The sequence below is a fragment of the Pantoea sp. X-Soil-MYKO-1289 genome, assembly GCF_059730625.1.
Window position 1 is genome coordinate 55,307 of record NZ_AP036006.1, and the last position, 18,137, is coordinate 73,443.

Below are 18,137 nucleotides of genomic sequence, written 5' to 3' on the forward strand. Positions count from 1 at the left end.
GCGGCAAAACGCCTCGCGTCTTTATACGCGCTGCTGCTTCGACGGCAGCGTTGCTTCGGCATAGCCGAAAGCGGGGTGGGTCTGCATCAGCGCCGTAATGGCTTTAAGCTGCTCGCGCAGCAGCCGGTGCAGCTCGCGGATCGCCGGGGAGAACTGCTTGCGATGCGGACAGATCAGGTTAAGCGGGGCCGCCTCGCCGGGCCGATCGGGCAGCAGGATCTCAAGCCGGCCGGCGAGCACGTCGGCGCTGACGTCGATCCAGGATTTATAGACGATCCCCATGCCGGCCACCGCCCAGCGGCGCGCCACGTCTGCGTCATCGCACAGCATACGGCTGTTCACCGTCAGCTGACGCCTGACGCCGTTTTCCGGAAAGGACCACTTGTCGTAGACGTGCCCGTTAAGGCTATAGAGCAGACAGTGATGGCGCAGCAAATCCTCCAGCTGCTGCGGTCTGCCGTGCTGCTGGAGATAGGCGGGCGAGGCCGCCAGCACGCGGCGATTATCTTCCGCCAGCGGCAGCGCGACATAGCTGCTGTTCTCCAGCACGCCGTAGCGAATGGCCACGTCCACCGGGTCGCGGAAAACGTCGCTGACGTGGTCGGAGAGAGAGATGCGCAGCGACAGTTTGGGGTGTTTTTCGCAAAAGGCAGTAATAACCGGCAGCACGACGTTACGTCCGATGTCGGAAGGCACGGCGATCCGCAGCTCGCCCTGCATCTCATCTTCTTCTCCCTGCAGCTGCTCGGCGCCGGCCTGCAAAATAGCCAGCATCTCCTGCGCGTAGGGCAGCCAGGCTTCGCCGTCGGCGGTCAGGCGCAGGCTGCGGGTCGATCGCGCAAACAGCCGTTTATTCAGGTCGCGCTCCAGCCGGTTGACCGCGGCGCTGACCTGACCGGGAAGGATATCGGCTTCGCGGGCCGCGCGGGAAAAGCTGCCCAGCGCGGCGGAACGGACGAACAAGGTGACATCTTCAAGACGTATCATGCAGGCTTCCCTGATCAAGACTTACCTGAATCGCCGCTCAGGCTTTGCGGTCAACCGAATCACGCGCCTCAGGAGTGCTTGAGCACGCCCGGCGCGTTGGATATACGGGCTGGTTTTGTACCAGAAAACGCGTCATTTTTCTGCTGAACGCTTTGACAGAGGGTGTTTTTGAGCCAGTCCGTCGAGCTTTTTTTCCCGCTGCGCTTGTGAGAGTAAATTTTTACGGTAAAGCGCGGCACGGCGAAAGGCAGCGGAAAGGTTTTCACGTTAGCGAGCTGCGCCAGCCGACGCGCCACGGAAGAGGGGATCGCCATCAGCAGTGCGCTCTCGGCGACGATAAAAGGGGAGCTTAGCATTGACGGGGTTTTTAGCGTGATGCGCCGCGTCAGCCCGATGCGCGCCAGGTGCGTGTCCAGCAGCCCTTTCTTTTCGTTCCAGGGCGTCACCACCAGATGGCCGGCGGCGAGATACTCCTCCAGCGTCAGAGTCGCGCGCGCCACATGGCTGAGCACCACAAATTCGTCGCTGAAAAGGTCGATCTCCTCCAGATCGGGATGCCTGACCTCATCGGGTTCGCTGAAGCTCAGCGCCAGATCCACTTCGCCCGCCAGCAGCTCATTCAGCGCCGGATTATGGGGCAGGTAGCAGAGTTCGAAATTGATGCCCGGCGCCGTTTCCTGAATGCTGTTCATCAGCCCGGGAAAAACGCTGAAGGCCGTGTAATCAGTCACCGCGATGCGAAACGCCTCCTGACTGCTGAGCGGATCGAAAGGCTGCACCGGGCTGAGGTGTTGATTAAGGGCGCACAGCGCGTCGGCGATGCAGGGCGCCAGCTGACAAGCATAAACGCTGGGACACATCTTATGCCCCTCGCGATAAAAAAGCGGATCCTGAAGGAAATCGCGCAGCCGGGTCAGGGCATGGCTGAGCGCCGAGGTGCTCATAGAGAGTTCCGCCGCCGCCAGCCTGACGGATCGATGCCGGAAAACCGCATCGAAGATGGGCAACAGGTTAAGATCGAGCCGCCGCAGCACATGATGCATGGAATTCACCTTTAATTGATTTTATTGCACTTAATTCATTGAACGATACCGATTATCCTTATCGCCATCAAACTCTTTGGTTAAGGGAAAATTTATGCGTGTTACGATCCGGCAGGCCAGCCTCGACGATACTGACGCCATTTATAATATGATCAACGGCTTATCCGTTTACCGCGAGGCGCCGCAGGCGTCTGTTCCCGATATTGAAGAGGTCAGAAAGTCGCTGTTTTCACCGGAAACCACCGCGGAAGCCTATATCTGCGAAATTGATGGCATAATTGCAGGTTATTCAGTAATTTCCATGAGCTATTCCGCCTGGCTGGGACGCAGCAGCCTCAATATGGAGGATTTATACTTTACCCCTGACTATCGGGGACGCGGCGCGGGCAAGTCGATGCTGCAGTATATCGCTCAGCTGGCGGTCAGGCGGCAGTGCAGCCGGATTGAGTGGAACGTGCTGGAGTGGGATAAGTCTGCCAAAGAGTTTTACCACAGTATCGATGCGCTTCCTCTGAGTGAATGGGTGCGCTATCGGCTTGACGGCCCTGCGCTGGAGAAGTTCGCCGCGCGCGATACGCTCTGACGCTTTTCTCGCGCACAGCGCACCTTAATGTCTAAGTCCGCCAGCGCGGTTGCGCTATTTTTAGCCTTCCTGCGTCGACATCCCGGACTGTAAAACATGACCGATCTCTTTTCTCTTCTTGCCACCGGCTCGGCACGCGCTATCGGCGCGGCCATCGCGGCGGGCGAAATGACCTCTCTCGAAGCGACCGAATGGTACCTGAACCGCATCGAACAGTTTGACAGCGACATTAACTGCGTCAGAAGTCTCTCTCCCGCTGCCCGTGAAGAGGCGAGGCGCGCAGATGCCGAGCGCGCGGCCGGCCGCTCCAGAGGGCCGCTGCACGGCGTGCCCTTTCTGGTTAAAGACAATATTTTTACGCTGGACGGCTGCTCTGCCTCTGCCGGCGCCCGCGCGCTGGCGACCTTTCGCCCGCCCTTTGAGGCCAGCCTGATTACCCGTCTGCGCGACGCCGGTGCCGTGCTGCTGGGCAAAACCAACCTGACGGAGTTCGCCGACTTCGTCTCAGAGATCATGCCTGCAGAATTCAGCGGCGCGGGTGGCGTGGTGCGTAATCCGCTCGGCCTGCAATATGGCCGGGGCCAGGGGTCGAGCGTCGGTTCGGCAGCGGCGGTGGCCGCCGGCTTTTGCGCCTTCGCCATCGGCTCGGAAACGCAAAACTCTCTGCAGGCGCCAGCCGTGCACAGCTCGATCGCCAGCTTTAAGCCCTCGGTGGGCCGCGTCAGCCGCTACGGTGTGATCCCACTGGTGCCCAGTCAGGATTCGCCGGGGCCGCTGACGCGCACCATTGAGGATGCGCTATTGGTGTATCAGGCGATAGCGGGCGCGGATATGCAGGATACGGCAACGCTGGCCGATTTTGCGCAGGCATCCGGCGGCGCATCGCTGCAGGGGCTGCGCATCGGCGTGCCGCGGCGCTTTATCGCCGACAGCGTACTGACAGAGCGTCGACAGGCGCTGTTTGAACGGCTGCTGGAGGCGCTGGCGCAGGCGGGCGCCGTCATCGTCGATCCCTGCGATCTGCCCGCGGCGGAGCAGCTGAATGCGGTGCGATCCTGCGTGTTTCGCAGCGAATTCGGCGCAAGCCTTAACGGGCTGCTCGGCACGCTTGCGCCCTGCGGCATCACCTCTCTGAACGATCTTATCCAGTGGAATCGCGCGCATCCGGATGCGATCCCCTACGGACAGGCGCTGCTCGAGGCGGCTGAGGCCGCGCCGGATATCCGCTCTGAGCAGTACCGCCGCGATCGTCGTGCCGATATCGCGCTGAGCCTGGATGCCGGCATTCTGGCGGCGCTCCGGGCCGGTCGCGCTGATCTGCTGCTCTCGCCGATGGCGGCGGCGGCGAAATGCACCGGCAAAGCGGGCGCGCCCGTCGCCGCGATCCCGGCCGGGCAGGATGCGGAAGGCTTACCCTTCGGCGTTACCCTCTATGCCGCGCCCGGGCATGATCTTCTGGTGCTGCAGGCCGCCGCGGCGGTGGAGCGCGTCATCGGCAAACGTATCGTGCCGTCCCTCGGCGACAGCCGACGCGGCTAAAGCGCAAAAGAAAAGGGGCCGCCCGCAGGCGACCCCTTTTCTCTGTTTTCAGCGCGGTTATTTGGTCAGGCGAGCGGTCATATGCACCTGGTTGCCTGCGTAGGCCTCCGTGATGCTGTAACCGGTGCCCGCCAGTTTGGCTTGTGCGGCGATCTGCGCTTCGGCGCCGTCCAGAGTAGAGGCGGTAGCGGTAACCGTCTGGGCAAAGCTGGCGGAAGATAGCAGGGCGAACAGGGCAACAGCAACGAAAGTTTTGATGCTTTTCATGGTCGATTCCTCAGAGATATTTTTAAGCTGTGAGGCGTTCTGCCTCGATGGAATCAATAATAGAGATTCGGCCAGGGCGTGAAAATCCCTGTTTCTTGCTGAATAAAGTCAAAATATTTGATGATAAAAAAATCGTGCCGGACGCCCTTGAAAATTCTCTGGAAAACTCTATAACTGTCACTGGACAGGCGAGACGCCTGTTCCCCCGATGAGCTTTTGAATGAACGATTAATTCAGGAGGTTATCACTATGGCTTCACGTACTTTCCCCGTATTTCCCTTACTCAGCGACGCGCTGTTTTCCGATCGCTTCAGCCGCATTGACCGCCTCTTTAGCCAGCTGACCGGCGATACGCCTGTCGCCGTCACGCCCCCTTACAACCTCAGGCAGCTCGACGATGAGCGCTATGCGCTGACCCTGAGCGTGCCCGGCTGGAAAGAGAGCGAGCTGGAAATCGAGGTGGCGGGCGGCCGTCTGACGGTGACCGGCCGGAAAGAGGAGCGCACGGAAAACGAGGCGAACGCGGACGGCGAGCGCAGCGACGGCGGCTGGCTGCACCGCGGCATCAGCCGCACCGATTTCCGCCTGAGCTACAGCGTGCCGGAACAGATGAAAGTGACCGAGGCGAGACTGCAGGACGGGCTGCTCAGCGTCGGCCTGCATCTGGAGATACCGGAAAGCGAAAAACCGCGCCGCATACCTATTGCGCACCATACGGCAGACGTGATTGAACATCAGGCGTAAGCGCAGCCCGATCGTACCGGGGAGGGCGCCGGTTCCGGCTCCCTCCCGCTATGCATCTATCTGGACAGCAGGAGGTGTGTCATGAAGCGCATTATCGTGCCGGCAGACAGGCAGCTTTATCCGTCAGTAGCGGATGAGAGCGTCATGGCGGTCAGGATGAAACTGGGCAATTCGCGGCTGCAGGTCAACTACCAGCGCGTGCCGGGCGGCATTATGCCGGTGGTCGCCGCGGATTTTTTCAATGAGAAAGGGAAACTCTATACCCTGCACTACCATCTGCCGCCCGATACGCCGGAGCGAACCGATCGCCGCATTTCGCTGCTGATGCGGCTGATTGAAAAAGAGGCGAGTCAGACGTCGGCGGCGGCCGCTTACTGAGACAGGCTCTGCGCGGTGTTACCTGACAGCGAAACAGGGGGGAGAAGATGCTGACCGCCTTACTGGTAAATGCGTCCTTTACGTCGACGCTTCTGGTCATGACGGCGTTTGCGCTGAAAGATATTGATAAGTGACAGCGTTACATTCGCCGGTTTAAAGCCGCCCGGCGTTAATGCAGGGCGGCTTTTGTCAGCGCGAAAAACGCATTCAGAGAGCGTTCAGGAACGCCAGCAGATCCGCATTCAGCCGATCGGAGTGGGTCACCGCAAAGCCGTGCGGCGCATTGTCGTACACCTTCAGCTGCGCGCCTTCGATCATCGACGCCGCCAGCTTGCCGGTGGTTTCGAACGGCACCACCTGGTCGTTGCTGCCGTGGATCACCAGCGCAGGCACGTCGATTTTCGCCATGTCTGGACGGAAATCGGTGGTGGAAAACGCCTTCACGCACTCCAGCGTGCCTTTGAGCGACGCCAGCAGCGCCACGTTCAGGGTCTGCGTCAGCACGCCTTCAGAGACGGTCTGTCCGGCGTTGGTGCCGTAGAAAGGCACGGCAAAGTCGCTGATAAACTGCGCGCGATCCTTGCGTAAGCCGGCCAGAATGCCCTCAAACACCGACGGCTCGACGCCCTGCGGGAAGCCTTCCAGCTGTCCGAAGGCCGGCGTCACCGCGCCCAGCAACACCAGGCCAGCCACGCGCGCGGAGCCGTAGTTGTTGATGTAGCGCGTTACGTCGCCGCCGCCCATCGAGAAGCCCACCAGCGTAACGTCCTGCAGGTCGAGGCAGGTGATCAGGTCGTTGATATCCGATGCGAAGGTATTGTAGTCGTAGCCGGTCCACGGCTGATCGGAGCGGCCAAAGCCGCGGCGATCGAACGCGATAACGCGATAGCCGTTCTCCGCCAGGAAGTTCAGCTGGTTATCCCACATATCCGCGTCCAGCGGCCAGCCGTGGCTGAAGAGAACGGGTTTGCCGTTGCCCCAGTCTTTAAAATAGATCTGCGTGCCGTCGGCGGTGTTAATTGTGCTCATGGTCTGTTCCTTGCGATGGTGAATGAAAAAAGCCGTTATTCAGGCGCAACCAGATAGCGTGCGACCGGCATCTGTTCGCCCTGATGGAATGCATAAACGCGGTTCTCGATTTTCTTGTCGTTCATGGTGTAGCGCTCAAGCTGACGCAGATGCTCCATCCAGGATCCCACCACAAAGGTCTCGACGAAGATGCCCGGCTGAAGAATATCTTCGTAGACCGCCCAGTTGATGGCGCCGCCGCGACGGCGCACGCGTCTCATGTCCTGCATACAGACCGTAAAGGCGTGAGCGTCCGCCTGGCGGATCTGGTACTCGTAGCTCACGCGCACCGGACCGCGGTCGTGATGGATCGCCAGCGTTGGCACCGGCTCGGCGATCTCGCTGACGTCGAGATTGAGGTCAGGATCCTGATCAAGCCGCCAGCGCAGTACCGTCAGGCAGGCCAGCGCCATGCCCAGGGTGGCGACGCAGAGCGAGGCCGGGATGCCGTAACGCGACGCCAGCTGTCCCCAGATAGCGCTGCCCACCGTCATCGAGCCGAAGAACACGGTGAGATAGACCGCCAGCGCGCGCGCTTTCACCCAGCGTGCCGCGCTGCGCTGCGCGCCCAGGTTAAGCGTCGACAGCACGGCAATCCAGGCGAAGCCGGTGAAGAACTCAAAGGCGTTCAGCAGCCAGAAGTGCCGGATAAAGGCGAGCGCCAGCATGGTGGCGGCGAACATCAGGCTCGCCAGCACCATCAGCCGATCGGGGTTGAAGCGCTTACGCAGCCGGGGCAGCAGCACCGCGCCGCTGATGGCGCCCACGCCGATAAAGGCGAGCATAATGCCGTAGCCGCCTGGACCCAGCCCCAGCTCGCGGCGCGCGACCAGCGGCAGCAGCGCCCAGCCGGCGCTGCCGAACACGAAGAAGGCGACGGTGCGCACCAGCACGTTGCGCAGCACCGGCGCGGCGTGCACGTAGCGCAGACCGGCGCGCACCGCTGAAAAGAAGTGCTCCGGCGGCAGCCGCTGGACGCTCGGCGCCTCTTTCCAGCGATAGAGCACCCACGCCACGCCGAGCACCGAGAGGGCGTTGAGCATAAAGACCACCCACGGCCCCGCGAACGACAGGATCAGGCCGCCAAGCGCCGGACCGATGGCGCGGCTGATGTTGATACCAAGCGAGTTCAGCGCGATGGCCGGGCCCAGCTCACTCTTGCTGACCAGATCCGGCACGATCGCCTGGAACGGCGGCGAGCTCATCGCCGCGCCGGTGCTCATCAGGAAGGCGGCAATCAGCAGCGCCAGCGGCGTGACGTGCCCGGTGAAAGAGAGCAGCGTCAGACCGGCGGCGGCGATAAAGACCCACAGCTGCGAGAACAGCAGGTATTTACGCCGATCGATAATATCGGCCAGCACGCCGGAGGGCAGCGCGAACAGGAACATCGGCAGGCTGCTCGCCGCCTGCACCAGCGCCACGCTCAGCGGATCGGCGCTCAGCGTCAGCATGGTCCAGTTAACGCCGACGTCGTTCATCCAGGAGCCGATGTTGGAGACCACCGTCGCGATCCACAGCATGCGGAACAGCGGCTGACGCAGCGGCTGCCAGGGCGATGCGGCAGCCACGGCGGGCGCCGCCGCGTCACCCTGGGCGACGTCATGGATATCGTTAACCTGCGCCATAGCGAACCTCTCTGCGCGTGCCGGCGCCGAGGCGCCACTGGCCCGGGCCGGTAATCGCCAGGGTAGTGAAGATAATCAGCAGCAGCCAGCCGAACTGTCCTTCGGCGATGCTCCAGCCGGGATGGACAAACAGCATCGCCACCAGCAGCACACCGATAATCGGCAGGCAGGCGAGGCGGGCGAACACGCCGACCAGAATAAATAACGGGCAGATGACTTCGGCGAAAATCGCCGGCAGCAGGCTCATCCAGGGACCGAGGCCGAAAGGATCCTCGATACGCGTCAGTTCTTCGCTGAAGTAAAACACCTTCGGCAATCCGTGCACGTAGAGCAGCAGCAGGCAGCCGGTGAGGCGCAGGAAGAACAGCCCCGCGTTAATGCGGGGCGGCTGAGAAAAGGAGGTCGTCATGATGATCAGAACGCGAAGCAGCTGCAGCCGAGCGCGCCCCAGAAGGCGTTCTCCTCGGAGACCGGCAGATTAGCGCCGCGCGCGACGTCATGGGCGTGGCTGTGCACGCCGCACGGGCCGCTGCACTGGTGCGGCATCTGCTGCATGCCCACGCGGGTGGCGGCGGTCGGCGGCGCGCTGCGGTAGTGACCCGGCACCCTGACCACCGGCGACCACTCAGGCAGAACCGGAATCGACGGCGGCGCCTCGCTGCTGAAGGATCCGGCGGCATAAACGATGTTGCCGTCCACCAGCGTCAGCACCGATTCGATGCCTTTGATCTCCTCTTCCGGCACGCTGAAGTAGTCTTTGCTCAGCACCACCATATCCGCCAGCTGGCCCGCTTTGATCTGGCCCTTTTTGCCCTGCTCGCTGGAGAACCAGGCGCTGCCCTGGGTCCAGAGCATCAGCGCGGTGTCGCGATCGAGGCGCGCGTTGACGTCATACATCTGCATGCCGCCGACGGTGCGGCCGGACACCAGCCAGTAGAGCGCTGTCCAGGGGTTATAGCTGGCGACGCGCGTGGCGTCGGTGCCGAGACCCACCGGCACGCCGGTCTCCAGCATGCGCGCGACCGGCGGCGTGTGGCGGGTCGCTTCGATGCCGTAGCGCTCGGCGAAGTATTCGCCCTGGAACGCCATGCGGTGCTGCACCGCGATGCCGCCGCCCAGCTCTTTAATGCGGTCAATATTGCGCTGGGTAACGGTTTCGGCGTGGTCGAAGAACCAGTGCAGACCGTTAAAGGGAATGTCGCGGTTCACCTTTTCAAACACGTCGAGCATGCGGCTGATCGATTCGTCGTAGGTGGCGTGCAGGCGGAATGGCCAGCGGTGCTCAACCAGATGACGCACCACGCGCTCCAGCTCATCTTCCATGCCCGGCGCCAGATCGGGGCGCGGCTCAAGGAAGTCTTCGAAGTCGGCGGCGGAGAAGACCAGCATCTCGCCTGCGCCGTTGTGGCGGAAGTAGTCGCTGCCCTGGCCCGGCGTCAGCATATCGGTCCACTTCTCAAAATCTTCCAGCTCGTGCCCAGGACGCTGGGTAAAGAGGTTATAGGCGATGCGGATCGTCATCTGCTTCTTCTCATGCAGCTCGGCGATCACTTCATAATCTTCCGGGTAGTTCTGGAAGCCGCCGCCGGCGTCGATGGCGCTGGTGAGGCCGAGACGGTTCAGCTCGCGCATAAACTGGCGGGTAGAGTTGACCTGCTGCTCCAGCGGCAGCTTCGGCCCTTTCGCCAGCGTGGCGTAGAGGATCATGGCGTTAGGACGGGCAATCAGCATGCCGGTCGGGTTGCCGTTGCTGTCGCGCTGGATCTCGCCGCCCGGCGGGTTCGGCGTATCTTTGGTGTAGCCCACCACGTTGAGCGCGGCGCGGTTGAGCAGGGCGCGGTCGTAGAGGTGCAGCACGAACACCGGGGTATCCGGCGCGGCTTCGTTGATTTCGTCCAGCGTCGGCATGCGGCGTTCGGCGAACTGAAACTCGGTCCAGCCGCCCACCACGCGCACCCACTGCGGCGTCGGCGTGCGCAGCGCCTGCTCTTTCAGCATGCGCAGCGCGTCGGCAACCGACGGCACGCCTTCCCAGCGCAGCTCCAGGTTGTAGTTCAGGCCGCCGCGGATCAGGTGCAGGTGCGAATCGTTGAGGCCGGGGATCGCGGTATGGCCCTTCAGGTCGATGACTTTGGTGCCTTCGCAGTGGTGCTGCATCACCTCAGCCAGGCTGCCCACTTCCAGAAACTTGCCGTCGCGAATGGCGACGGCATCGGCGATCGGGTTGCCGCGATCGACGGTATGAAACCGGCCATTGGTGAGAATGACGTCTGCTTTACCAAGGGTAACCATAGAATCTCCTGAATTGAGTTGTCCGACGCGACACGGACGGCCGCAGACAGAGCATTGTCCTGCCGCAAGCGCAGGCTACTGGAATGGCGGGATTATGATCGGGAGGTCTGGAAAGCGTCTAGTTATACAAAAGGATAGGTATACGTTCGTATAGTTATACCTAAAGATAATAGTTTGAAAAAAGAATGCTTCCTACACTGCGCTCAGACAGTGACCCACCGGTTCAGCGACGTAACGCCATCGGGGTAGCAGGGAGACTGTCCATTTACGCCGTTACTCTTTCCACGGTACTTAGCAATATAACCTCAATGGGCAAAGACATGACCAATCGCAAACTTGAAGTACTGACGCCGCAGAACTGCCAGATCATCTTTATCGACCAGCAGCCGCAGATGGCGTTTGGCGTTCAGTCAATCGATCGTCAGGTGCTGAAAAACAACGTTGTGGCGCTGGCGAAAGCGGCGAAAGTCTTCAACATTCCGACCGTACTGACGACCGTTGAGACGGAAAGCTTCTCCGGCAACACCTTCCCGGAGCTGCTGGACGTCTTCCCTGGTCAGGACATTCTTGAGCGTACCTCGATGAACTCCTGGGACGATCAGAAAGTGCGCGAAGCGCTGGCGGCAAACGGCAAGAAAAAAGTTGTCGTGTCAGGTCTGTGGACCGAAGTGTGCAACAACACCTTCGCGCTGTGCGCCATGCTGGAAGGCGATTATGAGATTTATATGGTGGCCGACGCGTCAGGCGGCACCACGAAAGAAGCGCACGACTACGCGATGCAGCGCATGATTCAGGCTGGCGTGATCCCGGTCACCTGGCAGCAGGTGATGCTGGAGTGGCAGCGCGACTGGGCGCACAAAGAGACCTATAACGCCGTGATGGATATCGCCAAAGAGCATTCAGGCGCCTACGGCATCGGCGTTGATTACGCCTACACCATGGTGCACAAAGCGCCTTCTCGCCAGAAGAGCGAACACCGTACGCTGGCCCCGGTGCCTGCGAACGTTCGTTAATCTGTCCAGCGGGCCGCCCTTCGCCGGGCCGGCCCGCCATGCCAACAAGGAGGACCTGTGAGTCCTTTATTGATCTCTCTGGGCGCGGGCGTATTGATCGGCCTGGTTTACGCGCTGCTTAAAGTCCAGTCTCCGGCGCCGCCGGCCGTCGCGCTGGTGGGACTGCTCGGCATGATCGTCGGCAGCTCCCTCGGCGGGCAGCTGTTTCACCACGACGCCACCGCGCAGGCGCCGTCAACGGCGCAGCCGCAGGTCGCCGCCGACGCGCGCCCGGCCGCCTGTTCATCCATTGCCAACCACGCAGGCTGACCATGCTGAAAACCTATTCTGTCTCGCTGGCGGTCGGCATGCTGGCCGGCCTGATTTATGCCGCGCTCGGCGTGAACTCGCCCGCGCCGCCGATTATCGCGCTGCTGGGCCTGTTCGGCATGCAGGTGGGCGAACATCTTATTCCGCTGGCGAAAAGCGTGATTAAGCGCGAGCCGGTGAAGCTGCGCTGGTTTCGCCACGAGTATCACCATAAAATCGGCGACACGCCCCCGCCCTCAGGTGACAAAGCCTCCTAAGGAAGCGCCTCTCGCAGGCCTGAGTTTCATGTAAGGAAAACAGCATGCAGCTGTCGCAGCGCATTGTCGTCGTCGATGATGAACGTTCTGTCCGCAGTGGTCTTACCAACCTGCTCCAGTCTGAAGGTTATCTCACCCAGGCTTTCGAGTCGGCAGAATCTCTTCTCTGTGATGAAGCAGCGATGGCGAGTGCCGCGCTTTTTATCATTGATGTGCAACTGAAAGGCATGAATGGTTTCGAGCTTTACGTCAATCTGACCCGGCGGCTGATGAATCCGCCGGGCATCATCATTTCCGGCAACGGCGATGACAGCATGCTGCGGTATGCCATTAACCTTGGCGCGGTCGCCTTTTTGCCAAAGCCTATCGAAATTGATACGTTGTTTGAACATATCCGTCAGGTGTTCTCCTCAAGGGCTGCCCGCCAATGAGCATACATCCGCAGGCGTTAGAGACCGCAGAAACCGATGGCGTCGCGCTATCAGACGACATCTCTTTTACTCCCCTGGCGCAGGAGGGCAATGTCGACTGGCTGCTCTGCCGGCATGGGGTCACCGGCGAAACCTTCGTGCTGGCGACCGCAGGCACGGAAGAGTCGATTTTTCAGGTGACGCAGCTGCTGAAAAATGAGTACGCGCTGCGCGCGCGCCTCTCCGAACACTGGGCGTTGACGCCCCTGGGCCACACCCTTTATCAGGGACGATACGCCCTGATTTACCGGCTGTTCAATTACCGTACGCTGGCGGATGTTTTATGCAGGCCTCCGGGCAGCGTGCCTGAATTTCTCGCCAGCGCCGCGATGCTCTGCAGCGCCCTGAGCCTGATGCATCAGCAGGGCCTGGTGCACGGCGATATCAAACCGGCGAATTTTTTCTATGCTGAAGATGGACGAATTCTGCTGGGCGGCTTCGGCCTGTCGTCGGTCGACAGCGATCTGCTGCAGCAGACTCGCCTGCCGGTCGCGGGCGGCACGCTCGCCTATATGTCGCCCGAGCACACCTCCCGCTCGGCGCATCCCGTCAGTCGCGTTAGCGATTTGTACAGCCTGGGCATTGTGCTGTATGAGCTGCTCACCGGCAGGCTGCCCTACGGCAGCGCCGAAGGCGGCCACGCCGAATGGGTGCACCACCATATTGCGTCGGAAGCGCTGCCGCCGCATCTGATACGTCAGGAGATCCCGATGATCCTCTCCTCCGTTATCCTGCGGCTGCTGGCGAAATCGCCGGAATACCGTTATCAGACGGCGGAAGGGGTGCTGGCCGATCTGCGGCGCTGCGCGTCGACCCTGATGCCGGACGGCATGATCGAATCCTTTGCTCTCGGCATGCAGGACTCTCAGGCCGCGAATTTATCGCCCGACGCGCTCTGCGCCGATCATCCCCAGGCGACCGATATTCTGGCGGCGTTCGACGAGGTCAGCAAAAGCGGCAAGCACAGTCTGGTGGCGATCGGCGGCGCGCCGGGCGCCGGCAAATCCTCGCTGATCGCCTCGTCGATTAAGCTGCTGCGCAACAAAAAAGCGCTGATGACGGTGGTGAAGGCGGATCGCCACTCTCCCGTGCTGCCCTACGCGGTGTTTACCGCCGCCTTCAGGACGCTGACGCTGCACGTGCTCGGCCTGCCTGGCGAAGAGATGGCGCGCTGGAAGGGGCATATCGCCTGCCTGCTGGGCGAATATGCCGGTCTGGCGATCAATCTGGTGCCGGAACTGGGCATTTTACTCAATCAGAAAGCGGCCGTGCATGCCCATACGCACTCGCAGGACGCCAGAAACCGCTTTAACCTGGCGGCCTGCAACCTGGTGAAAGCCTTCACCGCGCCCGGTCGTCCGCTGGTTATTCTGATCGACGATGTGCACTGGGCCGATCGCGCCACGCTGCAGCTGCTGCAAAACCTGCTGGCGCTGAGCGAAGATATCCCGCTGCTGCTGGTGATCACCTATCGCGACAGCGTTTCGCTGCCCTGTCCGACGATCGACGACAACCTGAAGCGCATTCGCGCCTGCGCGGCCCGCATTACCGATATCACGCCGGAACCGTTCAGCGAAAAGCATATTGCGAGCTGGCTGGCGGGGCTGTTCCATACCCGCAGCGGCGAAACGGCGGAGCTGGCGCAGGTTATTCACGAAAAGACCGCCGGCAATCCGCTCGCCACCCACGCCTTTTTCCGCCAGGCGCTGCGCGACGGCCTGATCACGCACCATGCGCCCTTCCGCTGGGCCTATGACGCGCAGGCGCTGAAAAACTGTCACTATGCGGCCAATGTCGCCGCCAGCGTTCTGCAGCATCTCGCCACGCTGCCGCTGCCGACCCGCCATCTGCTGGGCCAGTTCGCCTCGCTCGGCAGCGCAGGGGAGCTGGATACCATGAGCCGCATCCTCGGTATTGCCGTGGCGGAGATCGAACAGACGCTGCTGCCGGCGGCGACGGCGAAGCTGATCGCGCTGAGCGGCAGAGAGTACGCGTTTATGCATGACAGCATGCATGAAGCGGCGCTCGATCTGCTGGAGCCGACCGACAAAGACGCCTTCCACTATCTGGCCGCGCTGCACTATATGCACCTGTCGGATCTTGAGGTGACCAATGCCGTGCTGTTCAGAGCCGCTCATCATCTGCTGTCGATCAGAAATGGCGGGCTGCTGGCGCATGACGCGCAAACCTTCTGTCAGCTGATGCTGAAGGCGAGCCGCCGGGCGAAAGATACCGGCGATTATGTTTCGGCGCTGCGTTACCTGCAGACCGCGCGCCTGCTTAACAGCAGCCCAGGCAGCGACGACCCGTGCGAGTTTCTGCTGGAGGAGGCCGAATGTGAATTCCTGAACGGCAACCTCTCGGTGGCGCTGGCGTTATGCTCGGAAATCGCGGCCTCGCCCGGCGAGATCACCGAGAAAGCCGAAGCGGCCTGTTTGATCGCTGAAATTCATATGCGCCAGTCGGACAGCAAACTGGCGCTGGAGACCGCGCTCGCCTGGCTGGCGGTGTTCGGCATTCAGCTAAATCGCTACCCGGACCGCCTGGAGTGCGATGCGGCGCGTATTCTGCTAAAAGAGACGGTCGGCAAAAATCCCTACGCGCGCTTTCGCGCGCTGCCGCTGCTCAGCTGCAAAAAAACCGAAGCGATCATGAATCTGATGGCCAGCGCCAGCACCTTTGCCGCGTTCAGCAACCCGCGGCTGCACTTTATGATCCTCTGCAAGCTGCTGCATCTGTCGATGGATCGCGGGCTGAGCGGCGCATCGACTCTGGCGCTCTCCTGGTATGGCGTGGTGTGCGGCGATCAGTATGATGAGTACAGCCGCGGCTTCGCCAGCACGCTGCTGGCGCGCGAGCTGGTGTATAAGCACGACTTCGTCAGCTTTAAAGCGCGCACGCTGCTGCCGCTCGACCAGGTCAGCATCTGGACGATGCCGCTCTCCTACGCTATTGAGCGCGCGAAGGCCACCTTCGACGTGGGGGTCGAAACCGGCGACCGCACCTCGGCCTGCCTGGCGCTGCGTCATATCGTCATGAACTATCTCGCCCGCGGCGATCATCTGGAAGCGGTACATACTTCGATTACGCGCGGCATGCTGTTTGTCCGCAAGGCGCAGTACCGCGACGTAGAGATGATCCTCAGCATGCAGCTTGACTATGTGCTCTTCCTGCGCAAGCCGCGCGGAAGCGAGTTCTCAGGCCAGGATTTTCTGCCGCCGATGCTGGATGCGGTCAGGCCGGAACAGGCCGTGGAGCCGATGTATCTGATCCAGTTCTGGTCGCGACTCTATAAGGGCATGGCGCACTTTTTCGCGGCGGAATATGCCTGCGCGGCGCGCTACTTTGCCGACGCGGCGCCCTTTACCGACCATGTTCCCGGCCATGTGCATATGCTGGATTTTCATCTCTACAGCGCGCTGGCGCTGACCGTTCCCCTCACGCCTGGCTCTCTCAGCGGTCAGCAGCGCCAGCAGCTGCAGCATCATCTCGACAGGCTCGTGACCTGGGCGAACGAAAACGCCAAAACCTTCGCCGATAAAGAGGCGCTGCTGCGCGCCGAGCTGCTGCGCCTTGACGGCGAAGCCGGGCAGGCCGCCGAACAGTTTGAGCGCGCCATCACCCTGTCGCGCGAAGGGCAGTTTCATCATATCAACGGGCTGGCGTGCGAACTGGCGGCGCGTATGGCCTATGCGCGCAACATGGCGTTCGCGGGCGACGCCTATATTAAAGGCGCGATCTCCGCCTGGGATCGCTGGGGGGCGGGCGCAAAGGTGCGCCAGCTGGAAATGCGCTATCCCTCTCTCGCCGGGCATCATACGCAAACGGCCCTGAGCACCGTCTCTTTCGAGCAGAGCGCGCTGACCAGCGATCTGCAAAGCATGGTGACCGTGATGCGCGCCCTCACCGAAGAGATTAATCTGGATCGCCTGATTCATATTCTGATGATGATGCTGGTGGAGCGGGCGGGCGCGCAGCACTGCATGCTGATCCGGCTGACCGACGGCAATATCCCGGAGATTCAGGCACGCGCCTCCACCACCGTCGAAGGGGTTAAGGTACGCATTGTGCGCGAGCTGCCGACCGCAACCGATCTGCCGCTGTCGGTCTTATCAGCGGTGATCCGCACCGGACAGGAGATCCGCACCGGCAAGCCGGAGGTGTTCAGCCCCTTCAGCCAGGATAACTATCTGGTGGCGTCGGGCGCGGCGGTGATGTGCGTGCCGATGTTCAGGCAGGCGCAAATGGTCGGCGTGCTCTATCTGGAAAACCGGCTGATGCCCGACGTCTTTACCGCCGATCATTCGCGGATCGTCTCGATGCTCGGGGCGCAGGCCGCCGTTTCGCTCGAAACCGCGCGCCTCTATGCCGAGCTGGTCGACGAGAACAATCAGCGCCGCAAAATTGAAAAGCAGCTGCGCGCCAGTCAGACCTCGCTGATGCTGGGCGAAAAAATCAGCCATACCGGCACCTGGCACTGGCATCTTGAGCCGGACATTCAGTACATCTCCGACGAATATAAGCGCATCATGGGGCTGCCGGAGACTCAGGCCACCACCTCGATGGCGGAGTTCCAGAGCCGCGTGCACCCGGACGATATCGTGTCGCTGCGCGAGCTGATTGAAACCAGCGTCGAGAAGGGCGTGGTGATGCAGGCGGAGTTCCGCATCATTCGCGACGACGGCGAATGCCGCTACATTAAGGGCATTGGCGAGCCGAACGATAACTGGCCTGAAGTGGCGGAATATTTCGGCACCCTGACCGATATCACCACCCAGCGTCAGTCCGAAGATGCGGTGCGGATCGCCCAGGCGGAACTTGCCCGCGTCGCGCGCGCCACCACCGTCGGCCAGCTGACCTCGTCCATCGCCCATGAGATTAACCAGCCGCTGATGTCGATCGTGGCCAACGCCGGCGCCGGGCTAAGATGGCTGAAGCGTGAACCGGCGCAGCTCGACAACGCCAGCCAGAGTATCGAGGAGATTATCCGCGAAGGCCGCCGCGCGGGCGATATTATTCGCGGGCTTCAGGCGCTGACCCGCAATCAGGTGGCGGCGTTCGCCTCGGCAAAGCTGCATCGTATCGCGCGGGATATCTTGAATTTGTCGCGCCTCGAGCTGGAGCGACAGTTTGTCTCGCTTGAGCTGGATCTTGCCGCTAAGAATGACGTGGTGTTTTGTGAGAGCGTGCAGATTCAGCAGGTGCTGCTCAATCTGGTGATCAATGCCATCGAAGCGATGACGGATAACCCCGGCATGCGTACCCTGCGCATCTCTTCTTCTCATCCGCAGGAGGATCTTATCCGTATCGCGGTGGCCGACAACGGCTCGGGCCTGGCCGAGGAGGTGATCGGCAAAGTGTTCGATTCGTTCTATACCACCAAGGCGGAAGGGATGGGCATGGGGCTGACCATCAGCAACGAGATCATCCGGCGTCACGGCGGCGAGCTGCAGGCGGAGAATCGTCCGGAAGGCGGATGCCTGTTCTGGTTTACGCTGCCCGTGGAACGTGCCGCTGGGCGATGAAAACGCTTCCGCCGGCCTGGCGGAAGCCTCGTGCCGC

16 protein-coding genes are annotated in these 18,137 nt (G+C 61.5%); 9 read left to right on the top strand and 7 right to left on the bottom strand.

Annotated features, from left to right (window positions below):
* Positions 1-21: 21 nt before the first annotated feature.
* Together AC6I7Z_RS22205 and AC6I7Z_RS22210 are read right to left on the bottom strand one after the other, a co-directional pair.
* Positions 22-987: a LysR family transcriptional regulator gene (locus AC6I7Z_RS22205; RefSeq protein WP_497815971.1), complete on the bottom strand. Its 966-nt coding sequence runs from the start codon at positions 985-987 to the stop codon at positions 22-24.
* 68 nt (positions 988-1,055) lie between these two features.
* Positions 1,056-2,030, bottom strand: a complete 975-nt coding sequence (locus AC6I7Z_RS22210; protein WP_497815972.1) for a LysR family transcriptional regulator — start codon at positions 2,028-2,030, stop codon at positions 1,056-1,058.
* A 94-nt stretch (positions 2,031-2,124) separates the two neighbouring features.
* Here AC6I7Z_RS22210 and AC6I7Z_RS22215 point away from each other — a divergent pair, with 94 nt between their 5' ends.
* Together AC6I7Z_RS22215 and AC6I7Z_RS22220 are read left to right on the top strand one after the other, a co-directional pair.
* Entirely contained in the window at positions 2,125-2,613 is a 489-nt protein-coding gene (locus AC6I7Z_RS22215) for a GNAT family N-acetyltransferase (protein WP_497815973.1), read from the top strand.
* A gap of 96 nt (positions 2,614-2,709) precedes the next feature.
* Complete coding sequence (locus tag AC6I7Z_RS22220) at positions 2,710-4,152, top strand: amidase family protein (protein ID WP_497815974.1); 1,443 nt, start codon at positions 2,710-2,712, stop codon at positions 4,150-4,152.
* A 57-nt stretch (positions 4,153-4,209) separates the two neighbouring features.
* Here AC6I7Z_RS22220 and AC6I7Z_RS22225 read toward each other — a convergent pair whose 3' ends face one another.
* A complete protein-coding gene (locus AC6I7Z_RS22225; RefSeq protein ID WP_497815975.1) occupies positions 4,210-4,419 on the bottom strand; it encodes a DUF1471 domain-containing protein in 210 nt (69 codons plus the stop codon).
* A gap of 249 nt (positions 4,420-4,668) precedes the next feature.
* Here AC6I7Z_RS22225 and AC6I7Z_RS22230 point away from each other — a divergent pair, with 249 nt between their 5' ends.
* Positions 4,669-5,163 (top strand): Hsp20 family protein, encoded by a 495-nt coding sequence (locus AC6I7Z_RS22230; protein WP_497815976.1) that lies wholly within the window; start codon positions 4,669-4,671, stop codon positions 5,161-5,163.
* An 81-nt stretch (positions 5,164-5,244) separates the two neighbouring features.
* Complete coding sequence (locus AC6I7Z_RS22235; RefSeq protein ID WP_497815977.1) at positions 5,245-5,541, top strand: hypothetical protein; 297 nt, start codon at positions 5,245-5,247, stop codon at positions 5,539-5,541.
* Positions 5,542-5,748: 207 nt separating this feature from the next.
* Here AC6I7Z_RS22235 and AC6I7Z_RS22240 read toward each other — a convergent pair whose 3' ends face one another.
* The 4 genes from AC6I7Z_RS22240 to AC6I7Z_RS22255 are packed head-to-tail and all read right to left on the bottom strand — an operon-like array spanning position 5,749 to position 10,526.
* A complete protein-coding gene (locus tag AC6I7Z_RS22240) occupies positions 5,749-6,570 on the bottom strand; it encodes an alpha/beta fold hydrolase (protein WP_497815978.1) in 822 nt (273 codons plus the stop codon).
* Between the two features lie 35 nt (positions 6,571-6,605).
* The gene (locus tag AC6I7Z_RS22245; RefSeq protein ID WP_497815979.1) at positions 6,606-8,234 is read right to left on the bottom strand and encodes an MFS transporter; all 1,629 of its coding nucleotides are present in this window, start codon (positions 8,232-8,234) and stop codon (positions 6,606-6,608) included.
* Entirely contained in the window at positions 8,221-8,643 is a 423-nt protein-coding gene (locus AC6I7Z_RS22250; protein WP_497815980.1) for a DoxX family protein, read from the bottom strand. The genes AC6I7Z_RS22245 and AC6I7Z_RS22250 overlap by 14 nt, the downstream gene beginning before the upstream one ends.
* Positions 8,644-8,648: 5 nt before the next feature.
* Complete coding sequence (locus AC6I7Z_RS22255) at positions 8,649-10,526, bottom strand: amidohydrolase (protein ID WP_497815981.1); 1,878 nt, start codon at positions 10,524-10,526, stop codon at positions 8,649-8,651.
* Between the two features lie 320 nt (positions 10,527-10,846).
* Here AC6I7Z_RS22255 and AC6I7Z_RS22260 point away from each other — a divergent pair, with 320 nt between their 5' ends.
* The 5 genes from AC6I7Z_RS22260 to AC6I7Z_RS22280 are packed head-to-tail and all read left to right on the top strand — an operon-like array spanning position 10,847 to position 18,100.
* A complete protein-coding gene (locus AC6I7Z_RS22260) occupies positions 10,847-11,539 on the top strand; it encodes a hydrolase (RefSeq protein ID WP_497815982.1) in 693 nt (230 codons plus the stop codon).
* 57 nt (positions 11,540-11,596) lie between these two features.
* Positions 11,597-11,848 carry a DUF1427 family protein gene (locus AC6I7Z_RS22265; RefSeq protein ID WP_497815983.1) on the top strand — a complete coding sequence of 84 codons (252 nt, stop codon included), beginning with the start codon at positions 11,597-11,599 and terminating at the stop codon, positions 11,846-11,848.
* Between the two features lie 2 nt (positions 11,849-11,850).
* A complete protein-coding gene (locus AC6I7Z_RS22270) occupies positions 11,851-12,105 on the top strand; it encodes a DUF1427 family protein (RefSeq protein ID WP_497815984.1) in 255 nt (84 codons plus the stop codon).
* A gap of 44 nt (positions 12,106-12,149) precedes the next feature.
* Positions 12,150-12,536, top strand: coding sequence for a response regulator (locus tag AC6I7Z_RS22275; RefSeq protein ID WP_497815985.1), 387 nt, complete (start codon positions 12,150-12,152; stop codon positions 12,534-12,536).
* A complete protein-coding gene (locus tag AC6I7Z_RS22280) occupies positions 12,533-18,100 on the top strand; it encodes an ATP-binding sensor histidine kinase (RefSeq protein WP_497815986.1) in 5,568 nt (1,855 codons plus the stop codon). The genes AC6I7Z_RS22275 and AC6I7Z_RS22280 overlap by 4 nt, the downstream gene beginning before the upstream one ends.
* Positions 18,101-18,137: the final 37 nt, after the last annotated feature.